16 protein-coding genes are annotated in these 18,025 nt (G+C 42.1%); 4 read left to right on the top strand and 12 right to left on the bottom strand.

All coding sequences use genetic code 11. From position 1 onward, the window contains the following. Window positions 1-51: 51 nt before the first annotated feature. Both WKF69_RS07770 and WKF69_RS07765 read right to left on the bottom strand, forming a co-directional pair. On the bottom strand, window positions 52-1,338 hold the full coding sequence (locus WKF69_RS07770; RefSeq protein WP_340380987.1) for an alpha/beta hydrolase family protein: 1,287 nt from the start codon (window positions 1,336-1,338) through the stop codon (window positions 52-54). A 259-nt stretch (window positions 1,339-1,597) separates the two neighbouring features. After that, window positions 1,598-2,383 (bottom strand): class I SAM-dependent methyltransferase, encoded by a 786-nt coding sequence (locus WKF69_RS07765; protein ID WP_340380985.1) that lies wholly within the window; start codon window positions 2,381-2,383, stop codon window positions 1,598-1,600. 164 nt (window positions 2,384-2,547) lie between these two features. Here WKF69_RS07765 and WKF69_RS07760 point away from each other — a divergent pair, with 164 nt between their 5' ends. Further along, on the top strand, window positions 2,548-3,432 hold the full coding sequence (locus WKF69_RS07760) for a transglutaminase-like domain-containing protein (RefSeq protein ID WP_340380983.1): 885 nt from the start codon (window positions 2,548-2,550) through the stop codon (window positions 3,430-3,432). Between the two features lie 156 nt (window positions 3,433-3,588). Here the strand turns inward: WKF69_RS07760 and prfB are convergent. Then, a protein-coding gene (prfB, locus tag WKF69_RS07755; RefSeq protein ID WP_340380981.1) for a peptide chain release factor 2 occupies window positions 3,589-4,666 on the bottom strand; the annotation gives its coding sequence in 2 pieces (ribosomal slippage) (window positions 3,589-4,605 and window positions 4,607-4,666; 1,077 coding nt in all). 51 nt (window positions 4,667-4,717) lie between these two features. Between prfB and WKF69_RS07750 the strand changes: the two genes are divergently transcribed. Next, window positions 4,718-5,470 (top strand): hypothetical protein, encoded by a 753-nt coding sequence (locus tag WKF69_RS07750; protein WP_340380979.1) that lies wholly within the window; start codon window positions 4,718-4,720, stop codon window positions 5,468-5,470. 9 nt (window positions 5,471-5,479) lie between these two features. Then, a complete protein-coding gene (locus tag WKF69_RS07745) occupies window positions 5,480-5,929 on the top strand; it encodes a DMT family transporter (RefSeq protein ID WP_340380978.1) in 450 nt (149 codons plus the stop codon). A 294-nt stretch (window positions 5,930-6,223) separates the two neighbouring features. On the opposite strand, the gene WKF69_RS07740 is transcribed toward WKF69_RS07745, so the two are convergent. The 3 genes from WKF69_RS07740 to WKF69_RS07730 all read right to left on the bottom strand — a co-directional run bounded on the left by WKF69_RS07740 (window position 6,224) and on the right by WKF69_RS07730 (window position 10,247). Next, the gene (locus tag WKF69_RS07740; RefSeq protein WP_340380977.1) at window positions 6,224-7,381 is read right to left on the bottom strand and encodes a Fic family protein; all 1,158 of its coding nucleotides are present in this window, start codon (window positions 7,379-7,381) and stop codon (window positions 6,224-6,226) included. A gap of 145 nt (window positions 7,382-7,526) precedes the next feature. Further along, window positions 7,527-8,930 (bottom strand): pitrilysin family protein, encoded by a 1,404-nt coding sequence (locus tag WKF69_RS07735; protein WP_340380975.1) that lies wholly within the window; start codon window positions 8,928-8,930, stop codon window positions 7,527-7,529. A 3-nt stretch (window positions 8,931-8,933) separates the two neighbouring features. After that, on the bottom strand, window positions 8,934-10,247 hold the full coding sequence (locus tag WKF69_RS07730) for a pitrilysin family protein (RefSeq protein WP_340380973.1): 1,314 nt from the start codon (window positions 10,245-10,247) through the stop codon (window positions 8,934-8,936). A gap of 164 nt (window positions 10,248-10,411) precedes the next feature. Here WKF69_RS07730 and pgi point away from each other — a divergent pair, with 164 nt between their 5' ends. Next, window positions 10,412-12,064, top strand: coding sequence for a glucose-6-phosphate isomerase (pgi, locus tag WKF69_RS07725; protein ID WP_340380971.1), 1,653 nt, complete (start codon window positions 10,412-10,414; stop codon window positions 12,062-12,064). Window positions 12,065-12,133: 69 nt separating this feature from the next. Here the strand turns inward: pgi and WKF69_RS07720 are convergent, their stop codons facing one another. From WKF69_RS07720 to WKF69_RS07695, 6 genes are all read right to left on the bottom strand, one after another. Beyond that, complete coding sequence (locus WKF69_RS07720) at window positions 12,134-13,219, bottom strand: alkaline phosphatase family protein (RefSeq protein WP_340380969.1); 1,086 nt, start codon at window positions 13,217-13,219, stop codon at window positions 12,134-12,136. Further along, window positions 13,219-14,274 (bottom strand): glutaminyl-peptide cyclotransferase, encoded by a 1,056-nt coding sequence (locus WKF69_RS07715; RefSeq protein ID WP_340380967.1) that lies wholly within the window; start codon window positions 14,272-14,274, stop codon window positions 13,219-13,221. Before WKF69_RS07715 ends, WKF69_RS07720 begins: the two co-directional genes overlap by 1 nt. A gap of 20 nt (window positions 14,275-14,294) precedes the next feature. Further along, window positions 14,295-14,660, bottom strand: coding sequence for a YraN family protein (locus WKF69_RS07710; protein WP_340380966.1), 366 nt, complete (start codon window positions 14,658-14,660; stop codon window positions 14,295-14,297). After that, on the bottom strand, window positions 14,660-16,591 hold the full coding sequence (gene dnaG / locus WKF69_RS07705) for a DNA primase (protein WP_340380964.1): 1,932 nt from the start codon (window positions 16,589-16,591) through the stop codon (window positions 14,660-14,662). The genes WKF69_RS07710 and dnaG overlap by 1 nt, the downstream gene beginning before the upstream one ends. Before the next feature lie 156 nt (window positions 16,592-16,747). Continuing rightward, entirely contained in the window at window positions 16,748-17,689 is a 942-nt protein-coding gene (locus tag WKF69_RS07700) for a hypothetical protein (RefSeq protein ID WP_340380962.1), read from the bottom strand. 31 nt (window positions 17,690-17,720) lie between these two features. After that, the coding region (locus tag WKF69_RS07695) for a M20/M25/M40 family metallo-hydrolase (RefSeq protein WP_340380961.1) at window positions 17,721-18,025 on the bottom strand (305 nt) is incomplete at its 5' end.

Below are 18,025 nucleotides of genomic sequence, written 5' to 3'. Positions count from 1 at the left end.
GAAAGAGTGGCACGGATGAACTGCATCCTGATGTGCCACTTCAACCTTCTCTTAGGCCTTCAACCACTTATCAAACCAATCAAAAGCTTCCGTTTGCATACTCTTATCAAACTTATGGGGACCGGGGTGAAAACTGCATTTGTAATTATCTTCAGCATCTGCTTTTTTATAAACATCGCCCAGAATCTTGTCCGATGCTTTCATTTCTGACAGCGTAAATAAACCATCATTTATATTGTTCAGCACCAGTGTGGGAAGAGGCACGCGAAGCCCGAGAATTTCAGGAAAGTCCAGATCTTTAGGCGTACCCGGAACATACGTCATCCAGGTATGCGTATAAGATTTATTAAGAATTAAATCTTTCCAGCTAGTCATAAAACCCATGCATACCGCGCATTTAATCCTTGGATCGACTCCTCCCATAAATACCGTACGAATACCTCCGCCTGACAGTCCCCCGCATCCAATGCGATTTTCATCAACATCGGGCCGGGCACATAAAACATCAAGCGCTTTCTGATCTTCTGCTAAACATACTCCCGGCCAGGTAGTTCCGGCACTAAATAAGGATTTAGCCATTACATGTTCATGATCGGCAGCCCAGGTATTATATGCCTTGATATTATTTGTGTCTTCAGGATTATCATCATTCAGGCCTTTCCTTAACTGAAGCGGAACATCCCCTAACATTACTCTGCGACTTGCAAAAAGAAATGCGTCAGCAACTAAAACTACGTATCCGCGTTTGGCAATTTCATTTGCCCATGCAAGACCACTGTAGTATTCATCCTGATGGGATTCAATAAGGGGGTGACGTTTATCAGAAGTTCTGGTAATTTTGTGTGTGCCAAAGTATTTATTGCCTCCATGATCATGAAAAGCAAGGATCGCAGGTAATCGTCCGCTTACATTTTCAGGTTTTAATAAAATCGCTGCTGTTGGTCGGCCATAAGGCAATTGCCAGCTAAGTTCTTCCACGTGTAAACCGTCATACGTGTACTGTTTTTTAACTGTCACCTTAGGTACACCTCCGATATCAGGAATTGCCAGCTTCTCGAGAAGCCGCTGCCTTGCAGACTTTCTCCATTTTTTAACATTCTGCCATTTTTCATTGCGGAAGGAAAAAGCTGGTATCTCATTTTCAATTAAAGAATAAGCCCAGGGGCCGTATAAACCTATGATACTATGCTTTGTCTCATCTGCACTTTCGGCATTAGAGGAAGCCTCAGATCCAGGCTCCAATACCTTCGCGTTTAATCCATCTAGTACTCCTGCCCCTGCAACACCAATCCCTGCAATTCCGGCGATCTTAAGAAAGGTCCGGCGATCATTTGTCATGTTTCAATGATTTATGAATACAATTAAATTTCATTCAGACAATTATCAAAGATCTACCTCCTCGAAGATTCGCTGATGATTAAAAGAAAAACTCTGTATTGGCTCCAGGATAATTATCTTTCTCCTGGGTTTTTCCTTACTACCGCTCCAAAGTGATTGATATTCAAACAAACATAACTATTAATTGCAAGACTTTGACCAGTGCCTGGAAGGATTCCCTTGCTATCATGCCACTGTCCTTCCATTGTCAACCGTCAACTCAATACCGTATCTTAAAATCCTCCTTCGCCTGCCCCTTCCTTACAAACACCAATCCTATCCAGAAAAGGTCTATCGTTACGGTAACTTCGGGATGGGCTTTGATCTCATCCCAGGCTTCTTTCATGCCCTTGCTCCAGTATATATCATCAAATATCATGATGGAGTTTTCACTCAGTTTGGGTAAGCACCATTTGAAGTAATTAAGTGTGGCATCCTTACGGTGATTGCCGTCTATGAAGACAAAATCCAGAGCGGGAAACATAGAGATCACATCTGGTAATATCTTATCAAAGTTTCCGACCAGAAGGCCGGTGTTCTTTATCCCAAGAGTTGACAGGTTTTCTTCTGCTATTGCAGCAGTTTCCGGACAGCCTTCGATGCTTACTACCTGAGCATCAGGTGCAGCGCTTGCAAGGTATGCCGTCGTTAATCCAAGACAGGTTCCAAGCTCAATAATGTTTTCAGGAGACTGATCGGCCGCAAGGCGATGAATTAGCTGGGCTAGCTTAGCAGGCTTTAAAGCATTCTTTGCAAGAGCTTTTACCTGCTTTCGTTTATTGTTGTTAACGTGGGATCCCGCGCCCAGGTCCGTGATGTTTATTACTCTTTCATCACGCAGCAATTCAGCCCGCAGGTCTTCAATTTTACCGTAGCTGGGTTTGGCATGAAAATCGTAAATAACTTTATCAACCAGCCGATAGGCAAAGGGGGAATGAACTCCGTGACGGGTTTTGGACGTAAATCGATGTTTAAGGTAGTCGACTGCTAATTGCAGGTTTATCATAGTGCGTAAAGATAGTGAGGAGAAGCGAGATGCCGAAAGCCGAAAGGTAAAAGCGGGAAGCGAAAAGCGTAAAGCGACGACACAGCAACATATAACTCAAAACGCGTACAGTCAAAAGCTTTTTGCTTTCAGCTTTAAGCTTTTAACTATTTTTGTACCAAGCAATGAATGAAAAGGAAGTAGAATCGTTAATTAAGTTACTTGATGATCCCGACACGGAAATAGCAAGTCATGTCGAAGAGAAGCTGTTATCCTATGGTAATGACGTTATCCATCATCTGGAAAATGCATGGGGCCAATCCCTGGATTCGATTCTGCAGGAACGGATAGAGAACCTTGTTCATAAGATCCAGTTTCAGAATGTAAAAAAAGACCTAGAGCTCTGGCATATCGGGGGTGCATTTGATCTTCTGCAGGGAATTCTAATCATCAACAAGTATCAGTATCCGGATCTGGATGAACAGAAAGTCATTAATCAGCTGGAAGATATCAAACGCGATATCTGGATGCAGATGATCTATGATATGAGCGCGGTTGAAAAGGTAAAGCTAATTAATCATGTTCTTTATGGCGCCCACGGATTTACCGGAAATACCACTAACCATCAGGATCCACAAAACTCATACATCAGCCAGGTTCTCGAAAGCCGTAAAGGAAACCAGATTCTGCTTGCTGTAATCTATTCCATCATCGCACAAAAACTTGATATCCCAATCTATGGCGTCAATCTGCCGCAGCATTTTATTCTCGCTTACGTTGATGAAACTCCGGCAGAAAGTATAATGGTTTCGGGTGATTTGTTTGAAGACCGGATATTATTCTATATAAATGCCTTTAATAAGGGCTTCATATTCGGACGAAAGGATGTTGACGCGTTCCTGAAACAACTCAATGTTAAACCTAATGAGCATTTTTATGAACCCTGCACTAATGTAGATATTATTCAGCGTGTCCTTAGAAACCTGATCAGTGCTTACGAAAAGTTGTCGGCATTGGATAAGGTTAAGGAATTGGAGGAATTGTTGGCGATGTTCCCGGAGCCGAAATAGGGAAGTATCAAGATACAAGTATCAAGTATCAAGATGGAAGCGTACCTATGCGCCTGGCACAAGCGATTATAAGAATCAAGACTTTCCCACTGAATACACCACCCGGTTAACCAGACAGAGTCTTGATTCTTGATACCTGATACTTGATACTCCCTTCTAAAATTCCATCAAATAAGACTTCAGAAACTCATCCAGATCACCATCTAAAACTGCCTGCGCATTAGAGGTTTCATGGTTTGTTCTGAGATCCTTAACCAGCTTATATGGATGAAGAACATAGTTCCGGATCTGTGAACCCCACTCTATCTTCTTCTTATTTCCTTCTATACTCGCCGAAGCCTCTCTGCGCTTGCGCATTTCGACTTCGTAGAGCTGAGACTTTAACAAGCGGATCGCGTTTTCCTTATTCTGCAATTGAGAACGCGACTCCTGGTTCTTAATAATAATACCCGAAGGCTTGTGATATAACCTAACAGCGGTTTCAACCTTATTTACGTTCTGTCCCCCTGCACCCCCGGAACGGAATGTCTCAAATTCAATATCAGATGGATTTACGTCGATCTCAATTGTATCATCCACTAAGGGGTATACATATACCGATGCAAATGATGTGTGGCGTTTTGCATTCGAGTCAAATGGTGAGATTCGCACCAGGCGATGAACGCCGTTTTCTCCTTTAAGATATCCGTATGCGAAGTTTCCTTCAAGCTGGATAGTAACTGTCTTTATCCCCGCTACATCCCCTTCCTGGTAATCCTGCTCGGTTACTTTAAAGCCGTGCTTTTCTCCCCACATTACATACATCCGCAAAAGCATTGCCGCCCAGTCGCAGCTTTCAGTTCCACCGGCACCTGCGGTGATCTGCATCACGGCATTCAGCTGGTCTTCTTCGGAGCTAAGCATATTCTTAAACTCAAGCTCTTCTACCTTCTGCAGAGTAAGATCATACTGTTCTTTCACGTCGGCTTCCGTCGCATCTCCCGACTGGAAAAAATCAAGCATAACCGCGGCGTCTTCCACAGAAGCTTCAGCTTCCTGGAATTCATCGGTCCACTTCTTTTTAGTATTTATGGAATGAAGCGCTTTTTCAGCTTCTTTGGGGTCGTCCCAGAAATCCGGCCGGAGTGCTATGTCCTGCTCGTTTTTAAGATCATCTAACTTCTTGTCGATGTCAAAGATGCCTCCTCAGAGACGTTATTCTGTCCCTTAAATCCGTAATGTTTTCTTTGGTCATAATGCAAAAATATAAAAATTCGCATCTTTGCAGAGGTTAAAATTACAAGCTATGAGAACATATGCCTTGATATTATTTACAGCAATTATAATTCAGTCCTGCAGCAGCCCGCAAAAACGAGCAGACACATCCGACTCGATAAGCGTTACAGATTCAGCGATTGCTGTTGATTCAACTATCGCTGTTATAGAGAAAACTCCCGTAGTATTTAAAGGCCTGTACACGTTTGGTAACGAAGTCAGAACATTGCGGGATTGCAGTGGCAGCCAAACCGTTTATTGGGTCAATGACAGCATAGCAAGCCTTCGGGATAAATATGAAAAAACTAACCGCTTCCCGTCCTACCCATATGAAAGCGTATATGCCGAAGTCAGGGGATATTTGTCAGGCAAATCCAGGTTGGGTTACGCCTCAGAATATGAAAACGTGCTCGTTGTTACTGAGATCATCAAATTAGAGCCTAAGAATTTCAGAACCGCATGCTATAATTATGAATTCATAGCTTTAGGAAATGAGCCGTTCTGGTCGGTAGATATTATCCCGCAAGAGAAGCGTATAATTTTTAAAGATGTTGGGCAGGAAAGGGCGCTTGAATTTATATATGCGTCAGCAAAAGTTTCAGGAGAAGTTTACCGCTACGAGGCAACCAGCGCGAGAAATAATAAGATTGCTGTTGTGATCCGCAAAGAGAAGTGCAGCGATGGAATGTCGGACAGACAGTATAATTATGCGGCAGAGGTAACTGTTAACGGCACAATTTATAAGGGGTGTGCTATTAAAAAAGGTGATAAGTTTACTGAATAATTAGACAACATGAATAATTCCATCTTTTACATAATAGCAATTCTGGCAGGACTCGCCATCGCCACTCAAACCGGTGTAAACGCCCAGTTAAGAACTGTTGTAGGAAACCCTGTTATTGCCGCCCTGGTTTCTTTTCTCGTTGGAAGTTTTGCTCTTTTAATATATATCTTGTTCTTCCAAAGGGAAAGTCTGGGCGGGCTATCTAATTTGAGCGATATGTCATGGCATAAATGGACTGGCGGATTAATCGGTGCGCTATATGTGAGTGGGGTAATTATTATAGCTCCCCGTATTGGAGCTGCAAACACTACTTGCCTGATTGTAGCCGGTCAAATACTCTTCGCACTCTTCTTAGATCATTTTGGTTTTTTAGGTTTTATACAGCATTCATTTAACCTGATGCGCCTGACAGGAGCGTTTTTACTAATTGCAGGAGTGTTTCTTATTCTTAAGAATTAATGCTACGACTTAATACACGCGAAAATCTGCTACCCAGCCGCTGTGGTCAGAATTACTCAGTGAAAATCGGGCAAGCTGCTTCGGAACTATCTTCCCTTTATGAAAAACATAATCAATTTTTAGGAGCTTCGGCAGCCATTGCGCGGTATTTTATTTAGCGACAGCGAGTCATAAAAGTAAGCTACGATCAACAAAATGACCACAGTTGAAATTAACTTTATGAATAGCTTCGACGTCAACGTCGATGTGAATTACGAATAAATATTGCCATCTAAGCTTTGTTTTACTCCATTGTCAGGGCATATCTTTCTTAAATAAGTTCAGATATTCATGGAATACGAAAACCCGGTATCGGGTTTGTCCACTAGTTTCTACTAGTATACCTGCACGCACATATTCACTGACCAACTCATTGGCAGATTTCTTACTTAATTTACAAATATACTCAACTTGCTTAATGTTGATTACCGGCTCCTCGAACAAATATTGCAGAAGAATCAAAGCCTGGCTGCTGCGTCGGCCCCAGTTTTGAGCAAAATCTATTTCTAGTCTCTCTTTAAGTTTGAGGATAGTTGACAAAGTTTGCACAGCTTGCTCTGCGGTTTGGGCAACTCCGACTAAAAAAAACTTAAGCCAGTGGAGTAAATCATTATTTTCCCTAACACGTGTTAAATTATCATAATAAAGGCTTTTATTTTTTTCAAAAAAGACGGACAAATAAAGCAACGGCTTCTCTAAAATCTTTTCGCTAACTAAATACAGGGTTATTAGGAGTCGCCCTATCCTGCCGTTCCCATCCAGAAAGGGGTGAATAGTTTCAAATTGATAATGAGCCAAACCAATTCTGATTAAAGCGGGAACTTGAATCTCTTCATTATGGAGAAAATTTTCCAGATCACCCATTAACTCGTCTAGGTAGTTAAAATTGGGAGGTATAAATGAAGCATCATTAATGGAGTTCCCTCCAATCCAATTCTGACTTCTCCTATATTCACCGGGCATTTTATCTTTACCACGAGTTCCTTGAAGAAGAGTGTTATGCGTATTACGGAGCAACCGTGACGATAAGGGTAATGTTTTCAATTCCTTTATGGCCTTATTTAAAGAATCTGTATAGTTGCGAACCTCATGCCAGTCATTTCGTCTTTCCGGAGTAATCTCGTTTTCTGGCATAAAAGCTTCATCCATTGTGGTTTGAGTCCCTTCAATTCGGCTAGAAACAACCGCTTCTTTTGTAACATGCAAATGAATGAATAAATCGGTATTGGGTACCAATCTGGCAAAAGAATTTAATTCACCTAATTTGATCGAAGCTTTCTCCAATAAAGTATTCAGTGATCCATCGCTCCATTCCCACTGATGATTAATCGTAGCTGGCACGAAATATTTATACCCGGTTCCCTTCTCAAAATGACCTGAGATAAACGTCTCGATATTCTTTTTCTGTCCCATAATAAAGTAAACTTAAGTAAAAATAGGTTTACTTTTATCATCAAAAGTAAACTTAAATAAAAATAGGTTTACTTTTATCATCGAAAGTAAACTTAAATAAAAATAGGTTTACTTTCCCGCGTGTATCCTAAAAAGTTGATTCAACTTAAAACCCGTCCGCTTTAATCTCCTTTGTAACCACCGGTCCATACTTTTCAGCGATCTTTTTAATCTCTTCTGATTTGCCAATCACAACGAACTGCAGTTTATCTTTCGGGAAGTACTTATTAATGATTTCTTTTGATCTTGCTGCGGTAAGCCCGTCTACGTTTTTCTCGAAATTATTGATAAAGGACTCATCAAAGCCATACCAGAACATCTGAGTTAACAAGCCCGCGAGTTGTCCGGCAGTTTCATATCTTGGGGGAAATTGCCCTTTTACATAATTCTTCGCTGAAGCAAGTGTCTTATCGCTAAAGCCTTTTTTATGAAGGCTGTCCAGAACCTGGAGCGCCTTGTCAATAGTCGCCTCTGTGGTTTTGTTGGCAGTAAATGTAGAGATAGCAAAAGTTCCCGAATTCTTTAGCGGCGTAAAGCGGCTATTTGCCCCATAGGTAAGACCGGAATTGACACGCAGCTCATCATTCAGCCACGATGTAAAGCGGCCTCCGAATACTGTGTTTACTACTTCAATTGCTACGAAGTCGGGATTATCACGGCGGATACCCAAACCGCCTATCAGGAATGTAGTTTCGCGGGCATCTTCCTTGTTAACAAGCAAAATCCGTGTTGACGAAAGAGCTGGAACACTCTGTGCTGCCAGGTTTGCTTGCGCAGACCCACTTGCTTTCCAGGAACCGAGCAATGTCTCCAGACGAGCTTTCATATCTTTGGAATTAAAATCACCAGCTATAGCAATCGCAGAGCCTTTCGGCGAGTAATTAGCAGAATAGAAGTTCTTAAGATCGTCGATGCTGAATTTACCTACCGTAGCCTGGCTTCCTGTTAGAGAATTGCCATACACATGGTCGCCATAAATAAATTTGTCCCAGTAAGAGTTTATCACATTTCGGGGGCTTTGCTTTGCCTGCTCGAGGTTTGTTAATACTCTCTTCCTCTCCTTTTCAAATTCATCCTTATCAAAAATAGGGTCTACAAGAACCTCCTTGAGAATTGGTAAAACTTTATCAACATCCTTTGAGGCAAACTTAGATGATAAACCTGCTGATTCTTTACTGGCATAAGTGTTCAAACTGGCACCTATAAAATCAAGCTCTTCCTCGATCTTAGTTTTTGAATAGCTCTTCGTACCATACTGAAGTCCCGAGGCCGTAAGTGAAGCCAACCCGGATCTCGTTCCATCATAAATAGCGCCAGCAGGGAGTATTGCAGAAACACTGATAACCGGAACTTCATGCTGTTCCATCAGGTAAACTGCTAATCCATTTGGCAGTGTAAACTTCTCGTAGGCCGGCACCTTAAACGCGGCCTGTTTAGTTTGTGCGTTCACTGACAAAGACAGTATAATAAGTGTTAATGCAGAAAATATATATTTTATGATCGTCTTCATTTCTTAATCCTCAACATTAGTTTTTAAGATCCCAACGGTACGGTTGGACTTTTTGAAATACTCGTTTGCTACACGTTTCACATCGTCAGCAGTTACCTTTGAATATTCTGCAGGTGCGTCGAACATCCTACGATAATCTCCAAAAAACACTTCGTAAGTACCGATATTATTTGATTTACCATTGATCGTTTCTAACTGGGAATAAAACTCCATCAGCTTCTGGTTTTTAATCTTCTGCAGTTCCTGAGCAGTTATGCCGTCTTTCTTTATCTTCTCGATCTCCTCGTAAACCGCGTTTTCCAGATCTGCCTCTTTTACGTTCTCGGCGCTTTCCACATAGAACTGAAATAAGTTCGGGTCAAAGCTTTCGCTAAAGTCAGTAAAGACACTAGTTGCAAGCTGTTTTTTATCAACCAGCGACGAATAAAGCCGGGATGAATTCCCCTTGCTAAGAATCGAGCTTAATATACTCAGCGCATAATAGTCTTTATGCTTTGCGTCAGGAGTATGATATCCGATCATCATATACGGAGTCGGCACCTCCTTTTGAACCGTTACCCGGCGTTCGCCAGTTTGAGGCGGTTCTACAAGATGCACAGCTTTAGGATCTGGTCCCTTAGGAATATTAGCAAGATATTTTTCAGCAAGCTGTTTTACATTATCAACTTTAACGTTTCCGGAAACGACTACAACGCAATTGTTCGGAGCATAATAGGTTTTGAAGTATTTTTCAAGATCTTCTTTAGTCCAGTTCTTGATATCGTTCTCATAACCGATTACCGTCCAATGATAAGGGTGCTCCTGGAATGCGGTAGCATTTAGAGCATCGCCAAGCATACTCCAAGGGGAATTTTCGAGAGAGGTGCTTCGTTCTGAAAGAACAACGCCCCGCTCACTCTCAACCATTTTAGGATCGATGCTCAGGCTGGAAATCCGGTCGGCTTCAAGGTCAAAAATAGTTTCCATTGCACTTACCGGGAACCAGTTCGTATACACTGTTACATTTTGGGTTGTATATGCGTTATTTGCTCCCCCGTTAAACTCCATCGTCTGATCGAACATTTTCGGGCCAAACTTTTTAGCTCCGTTGAACATCATGTGTTCAAAGAAATGTGATAAGCCAGTTATTCCCGGGTATTCATTCCTGGATCCGACTTTATAAAACAAATACATATTCGCATTGGGAATAGAACTATCCTCAAGCACCAGGAATTTCATACCGTTTTTCAATGTGAAAGTCTTCACATCATCGGCTTTAGTCTGTGCAAACATTGGAATGCAGCAGCCCATCAGTAACATGGTTAATAATTTCTTCATTAATTTATACTTGATTGGTCAGGAATAAATCCAAATTAATGGATATATATCTAATTTTACAATTAATTAAGCCAAATTCCTGAAACGCCGGACACTCGTTAAGTACTTATTTATCTTGTATCCCTTAAGACTTATAACTTAGCACTTACAAATATAACTCTCCTATGCTTCCACGTCAGAAATTCACCTCCACACACGCCTTTAAAGCTTTAGCTCAACATTACGATCAGATTAAAAAACACCACATGAGAGATCTGTTTCGCGATGAAGCCAGGTTCGACAAGTTCTCGATTAAATTTGGTGATATCCTGCTCGACTATTCCAAAAACCGGATAAATGGAGAGACACAGAAACTGCTTCTCGAGCTGGCTCAGGAGTGCGGACTTAAAGAGGCAGTTGAAGCCATGTTTAAAGGGGAAAAGATTAATGAAACCGAAGACAGGGCTGTATTGCATACAGCTCTCCGGGATCCCAAAAAGACGGGTTTTGTACTTGAGGGTAAAGATATATCAGCCGACATCCATAGGGTCCTGGAAAAAATGGAGTCGTTCTCTAACAAAGTAATCAATGGTGAGTGGAAAGGTTATAGCGGAAAGCCTGTAGAACATATTGTAAACATCGGGATTGGTGGCTCGGACCTTGGACCCGTGATGGTTACTGAAGCTCTGAAACCCTATAACAACCACCTCAAGCTTCATTTCGTTTCCAATGTTGACGGTTCGCATATTGCTGAAACTTTGAAGAAAGTGGATCCTGAAACTACCTTGTTCATGATCGCGTCCAAGACATTTACCACCCAGGAAACAATGGCCAACGCGTATTCTGCACGTGACTGGTTCCTGAAAAACGGGGGTTCAAAAGATGAAGTCGCTAAACATTTCATTGCGATCTCTACTAATAAAAAAGGTGTGGCAGAGTTCGGGATCGATACAGAGAATATGTTCGAATTCTGGGATTGGGTTGGCGGCCGGTATTCGCTGTGGAGTGCCATCGGTTTAAGCATCGCATGCGGCATAGGGTTCGCGAACTTCAGATCATTGCTTGACGGTGCTCACGAATCAGACAAGCATTTCCGGAATACCGACTTTAAAGAAAATATTCCTGTAGTCCTGGCTTTATTGGGTATCTGGTATACCAACTTTTTCGAAGCGCAAAGCCAGGCAATATTACCTTATGACCAATACATGCACAGGTTCGCGGCATACTTCCAGCAGGGGGATATGGAAAGTAATGGAAAATCCACAGACCGCGACGGAGATGTTATAGACTATCAAACAGGGCCCGTGATCTGGGGAGAGCCCGGCACTAACGGCCAGCATGCTTTCTATCAACTGATCCACCAGGGCACGAAACTGATTCCATGCGATTTTATCGCACCTGCGCAGAGCCATAACCCAATTGGAAACCATCACCAACTGCTGTTGTCAAATTTCTTCGCGCAAACGGAAGCACTAATGAATGGAAAGAACCGGACTGAAGTGGAAGCCGAGCTTAAAGCCTCAGGGAAGAAAGCCAGAGAGATTGTTGAACTTGCACCGTTTAAAGTCTTTGATGGTGACAAACCGACGAACTCAATACTTGTTAAGAAGATCACACCATTTACATTAGGTTCGTTGATCGCGATTTACGAACATAAGATATTCGTCCAGGGTGTGATATGGAATATCTTCAGTTTCGATCAGTGGGGCGTTGAGCTTGGGAAACAACTGGCCGGGCAGATTTTACCCGAATTGAAAAATGATGCGAAAGTTGAAGGACACGACGTATCGACTAATGGATTGATTAATCAGTACAAACAGTGGAGAGTGGAAAGTTGAAAGCCTGCCTGCCGGCAGGCAGGTGGAGAGTTTCATGCGGGCGGCATCCCGTTTTCTTAAAGTCCGATTCTATTTCAAGTTTATAGCAGAGCCTACTTCATGGTTTGCCCATGATTTAAAATTGAGGCCGAGCAATTCGGAAAATGTCTGCGCCAGCTGCTTGTGATAAATCGTTGATTGGGTTTTCATTTCGCCTTTGGCAGGAGTGTCCGGTCCCATAACTGCAAACCAAACCTGTTCTGCTCCGTCAATTTTTTCACCATGGGTCTTCCAGGTTTCGAGTGGCACCTGTCCTCGTCCATGGTCGCAGGTTATGACAAGAGTTGTTTGATCTTTGTAAAATGGATCAGATTGGAGGTAATTCCAGAGGTCGGCCAGCATAGCATCTGTTTTAGTTGTCTGCTGCAGGTAAGCCCGGTAATTCCCCTGATGCGCCAGATCGTCGGTTTCATCAAAACCCAGATATAGAACCCTGGGCTTCTTTTCGATCATATATTGCTTGCCGAATTGATAGGTAAGAACATCCAGCCTGATCTGTTCATCAACAAAGCCGGGAGCCTGATGCTGCAGCTCATTTAAAAGCTTCAGGCGATCGCTCATTCCAGGGACATTCAAAACTGCCAAACCCGAATTAACTATAATCCCAGACCGCTTATCATTCAATATTGATGGGAAAACATCCCATGAAGTAAACGCAATGACCTTCCCCTCAAAACCCTTTTGCTTATTTACAAATTCCAGAACATTGGTATTAGGGTTGGGAATTTTATCATTTGTATTCATCCCTGGATCTGGAAAGCCTGTAAAAAGCTCACTGTATCCTGGGTAAGAAAATTTATAGGGATTGGCAACTTCGGCGTTGTTTCCCAGGTCCCGGTTACCATAGATCTGGCCCTTTTGAACAACAGTAGACCATAAGAAAGGCATCAATATTTTTCTGCGTTCAATCGGCGAGTCTCTCACAAACCGTGCTGTGATACCCTTCTTGTCAGAATTGTATTCTTTATTATTAACCAGAACGGAATCCGCCCCTCTGAAAACCTCCTGCCATCTTAAGCCATCGAGGGTAACTACAACCAGGTTCTTAGTTTTTTTTTGTGCAGTTACAAGCGACCCGCAAAGAAATAAAACGGCTATTAAGAATGTTTTTTTCATTAAAGAGCAGTTTGAGGACTCAATTTAATCTGAAATAATTTATCCCACTTCTTCCCGGTGACAAATAATCGTTTCCCATGCGCATCCCATGCGATGCCATTCAGCACCAGATCCACGTCCCGCGAGGTGCTCGGATACAGCTCTGAAAGATCTATGTCAGCAGTCACCTGCCCGTTAGCGGGGTTAATAACCACAATACGGTCAGATTCATAAACATTCGCATAGATCTTCCCGTCGATAAACTCAAGCTCATTTAGATACTGAACAGGCCCGTTGTTGTCATATACTTCAAGATAACTTTCTTCCATATAAGTATCCTTATTAAGGATATGAACGACATTTGTCCCGTCTGAATTGTATATCTTATTCCCATCATTACACAATCCCCAGCCCTGCCTGTTATAAGAAGTTTTCCATTCACGCAAAAGCTTTAATGATTTCAAATCATATTCCATCATCAAATTCTCTGTGTAGGTAATCATCAGAATCTTATCCCCAACAATGGTCATCCCTTCGGCAAATATTTTATCGACTGGCGTCACCTGCAATACCTTTCCTGTTGACAGTTCAACTTTTCTGATAGAAGATTCGCCTGCAAGTCCATCGCTTTCATAGAAAAATCCATTGTGAAACTCCAGGCCCTGAGTATACGACTCAGTATCATGCTTATATTCCTGGACAACGGTATAACTTAATTTCTGGGGAATTAAAGACGATTTCAACACAATACTCGTGCTGATCTCTTCCGGTTCTGCTCCGTTACGGTAAATCTTCGCGGTAATCGCTTTTGTCCCGAGAGGCAATTTCGCTGTTTGAATGCTTACTGGTTTGTCACCGACAGAATGAGACAGGCGCTCGCCATCTGCGAAATACACCACTGAGTCTGCTTTATCGGTAAGCTTTACCTGCAAATTGACACTATCTCCAACATTTATCGTTCTGCCTGCTTCCGGACTGATAAAAGTTGACGTTTCCTCCGTTTTCTTCCCATCACTCACACATCGGGCTAATAATAAAACAATAGAGGTCGAAAGGTAAATTAATTTTAAACGCATAATATAAAAGTTATATGAAGCTATGACCCTGGCCAAAAGGCATCTTCGATATGATTTACTTTGTAATTTTCAAATTTATCAAACAGTATTGATATAATGTCAAACCGGATATCATCGCTATGACCTGTCTTATAAATATATTCTTCGGCCGCGAACTCCATAAGTCCTTGTTTTGCATAAGTAACAAAATCCTCGGGCTCACCATAAGAATTGCCGGTCCGAGTTTTTACTTCTGCAAATATCAGGGTTGAATCCTTGAACGCGATCAGATCAACTTCAGCCCTCCTGCATCTCCAGTTCACTTCAAGGATCTGGTATCCATTATCCTCAAGATGCTTTTTTGCAATCGCTTCTCCTTTCGTGCCAGTGTCATTGTGAGTGGCCATTATTTCACTATAACAGACCCCAGGAAAGCAGATATTCCCTTTTCGACTTCCTTAACCTGCATATACTTTTTCATCAGGATTGCCTGATTGTCTGTATCATCTTCCGCCTGGATCTCATCCCGGATCTTTTTTAATATCCTGTCGACCTTACGCTTTTTTAAATGGAAAATACCCCCAAGGATAGTAGATCTAAGGTCTTCGCTTTCATTTTTGACATAGATCTTCCTCTTCGCGTACCAGTTTTCACTAAGGATGTAAGGTGAGGAAACCATAGATATTGCCAGGTCAGCAATTTCATGATCAGAGTGCTTAATAAAATCCTGCTCGGATGGAAGCTCCCCCTCTTCGAGCTGCTTTTTATATTCATCAATAACCCGGATACACAATGGATGTTCGAAAGTTACATCGGCAAGGTTACCAATGACATATGGCGCGATGTAGGTGTCGGTTATACCGTCCCAATGAACTAATTCATGCCCATAGTTAAGAAGTAATCGAACGATCTCCTTTTCCTGCGCCTCATCAGAATCGAGCTCAATTAACCCGCGAAGATCCAGAGCTTCTCCAGAAAGAGCGTTGTTGTTAGTTGCTACCTCCGGCGCGACGTATTGTTGCTTCCGCGATGTTCCGTGGTCCTTAATTTTTTTTAATTCATGCCTTAGTGCTTTTTCTTCGATTTGAAGTAGAGAGCTGCACTGTTTGATAAAATTGGAACTTTTAATTTCATCAGAAACCTTTGCGATACTTTCGACCACTTCCCGGATTATGCCAGCCCGCTTTATCGGGTCTTTCCCCGCATCCTTTAATAGAATACTTGTTTTGAAAAGTATAAAGTCTTTCTTGCTTTGCTCAATATGCGTCTTGAATGCAGCACTTCCAAACTTTTGAACATAAGAATCCGGATCATCCCCATCAGGAAAAAGTACGACCTTGACATTGAGGCCCTCCTCCAGTATCATGTCTAGTCCTCTTAAAGATGCTTTTATACCGGCCTCATCCCCATCGTATAATATGGTGATGTTTTCTGTAAACCGCTTGATTAGGCGGATCTGTTCAACTGTTAGTGAAGTTCCTGACGAAGCCACCACATTCTCGATCCCAGCCTGGTGCACGGACAGAACATCCGCATAACCTTCAACCAGATAGCAGTTGTCCAGATCCCTGATAGCCTTCTTAGCGAATGATAAACCATAAAGCACATTTGACTTATGGTAAATATCGCTCTCAGGAGAATTGACGTATTTGGGAACAGCTTTATCCGTTTTTAAAGTCCTTCCGCCAAAGCCAATGACCCTTCCAGTAAAACTATGGATGGGAAACATTACCCGCCCGCGGAAGCGATCGTAGAACTTCTCGTTATCCTTACGGATGGTTAAGCCCGTTTCCTCAAGAAACTGGATGTTATACCCTTCAGAAGTTGCTGCAGTCGTCAGCGCATCCCATACATCCGGCGAATAGCCAAGCTCGAATTTTTTGATTATGTCATCCCGAAAGCCGCGCTCTTTAAAATAGCTAAGCCCAATGCTTTTTCCTTCATCCGTCTCAAACATCTGCTGCTGGAAGAACTTTGAGGCAAACCCGGAAACAATGTATAGGCTTTCACGGCGGTCATTAATTGCCTGCTCTTCAGGTGTATTTTCAACTTCAGCAATTTCAATGCTGTACTTATTTGCAAGGTATCTCAGGGCTTCGGGATAAGTCGCCTTTTCATGGTCCATAACAAAGCGCACAGAATCGCCGCCTTTGCCACACCCAAAACATTTATAAATGCCCTTGTTTACCGAGACGTGAAAGGAAGGAGTTTTTTCATTATGGAACGGACATAATCCGATCAGGCTTGTTCCCCTCCGTTTCAGCGATACGAAATCACCAACAACATCCTCGATACGGGATGTCTCAATGATTTTATCAACGGTTTCTTTAGGGATCAAAACTATTCAGCTGGGATTTAAAATTAAGGAAAAAATTCTCTTGCTAAATTAAACGATGAATTTATTTAGCAATTGGCCATCATTACAAATTCGGCAAGAAGGATCAAAATCCCGCAGCGTGTTTTGGGATCTTGCTATTTGCTTATGAGCAAATATCTAATTCCCCAGCTTATACCCTTTGTGAAGGATTAGGAAACTCGCCCGCTCTTCCTTTTTCAGAGGAATATCCCAGTTTCCCTGGTAACTGATCTTGGTAGGAAGTAAAGACTGATCTTCGCCAAAATATCCAAGCTCGATATTCATTTTAACATCGAAATCGAACGCCAGGTTACCATATTTCATGTCAACCGAACGACCAAGGATCTGGAAATTCCGCATATCAAAAGTTGTGATAAGCTCTTTAATCATGATGCCGTCTTTAGTCCAGTTTGATAAACCAGGTTTCATTTTTACCTTGAAGATATACACGGGAATTGAATCGAGGTAAGTTCCGCGGAAAAAGGAATAATCATAATACTGGCGCATATTTGGCGTGAAGATCGCGGTCTTATTGCTGATGAAGGGAATACCTTTTACAGGCCGTCCCGGACTAAATATCAGTGTCTTTAGTTTATCCTTGTATGATTCATTGCTTTCTTTAGTGCCACCAAGATCTTCAGAAGGGGTAAAATCAGAGTTGTAAGCATTCATGAAAATATAGTCGAACATCTCCACCGTATAAAGTGAGTATTTACCGTTCTTCTTATATACTTGCCCCTTATCCCTTTTTTCCAGAATCTGCATCTTATAAGGTCCATTATTGTTATGGAAGATCCTCCGGTAAATGCTTCCTTCTACCTTGTTCTTTTTGTCGTAAGTAAAGATGTTATTCTCAGCAGTGAAGGAATATTTTTTCATGTTCCGGAATGCCTTGTAAAAGCTGGTATCGTTCATCACTTCATTAATGAACGACTCAACAGTTAGCCGCGTCGATTGAACCGTGATTGCGGAGTCTATGTTAATAGTCCAGACAGTATCAGGATTAAAGCGCGGAATGTCCTGCGCAAAAGTCGCCGCACTGGAAAGTATTACAGCAAAAAATAAAACAAGCTTCTTCATAGTATTTGTAAATGCAGTCAGGCTGCAATTGTTAATTACCCAATTGCTTCAGGGCTATATAAGTCATAAGGCCCGTGCTTAACTTGAGGGAATCTTCATCCACATCAAAAGTTGGTGTGTGAACAGATGAGGTTATACCGCGCGATTCATTACCAGTCCCAAGCCTGTAAAAACAAGCATCCGAAACCTGAGAATAATATGCAAAGTCTTCAGCTGCCATCCAGATATCCAGATCCAAAACGTTTTCTTTGCCTAAATATTCTTCTGCATGAGCACGGGTGTTTGCTGTAAGCTTTTCTTCGTTGATCAGAAAAGGATAGCCTCTCATGATATTAA

The sequence above is a fragment of the Daejeonella sp. genome (assembly GCF_037719425.1).
Classification (GTDB): Bacteria; Bacteroidota; Bacteroidia; order Sphingobacteriales; family Sphingobacteriaceae; genus Daejeonella.
This window is presented reverse-complemented; position numbering and strand designations above follow the sequence as displayed.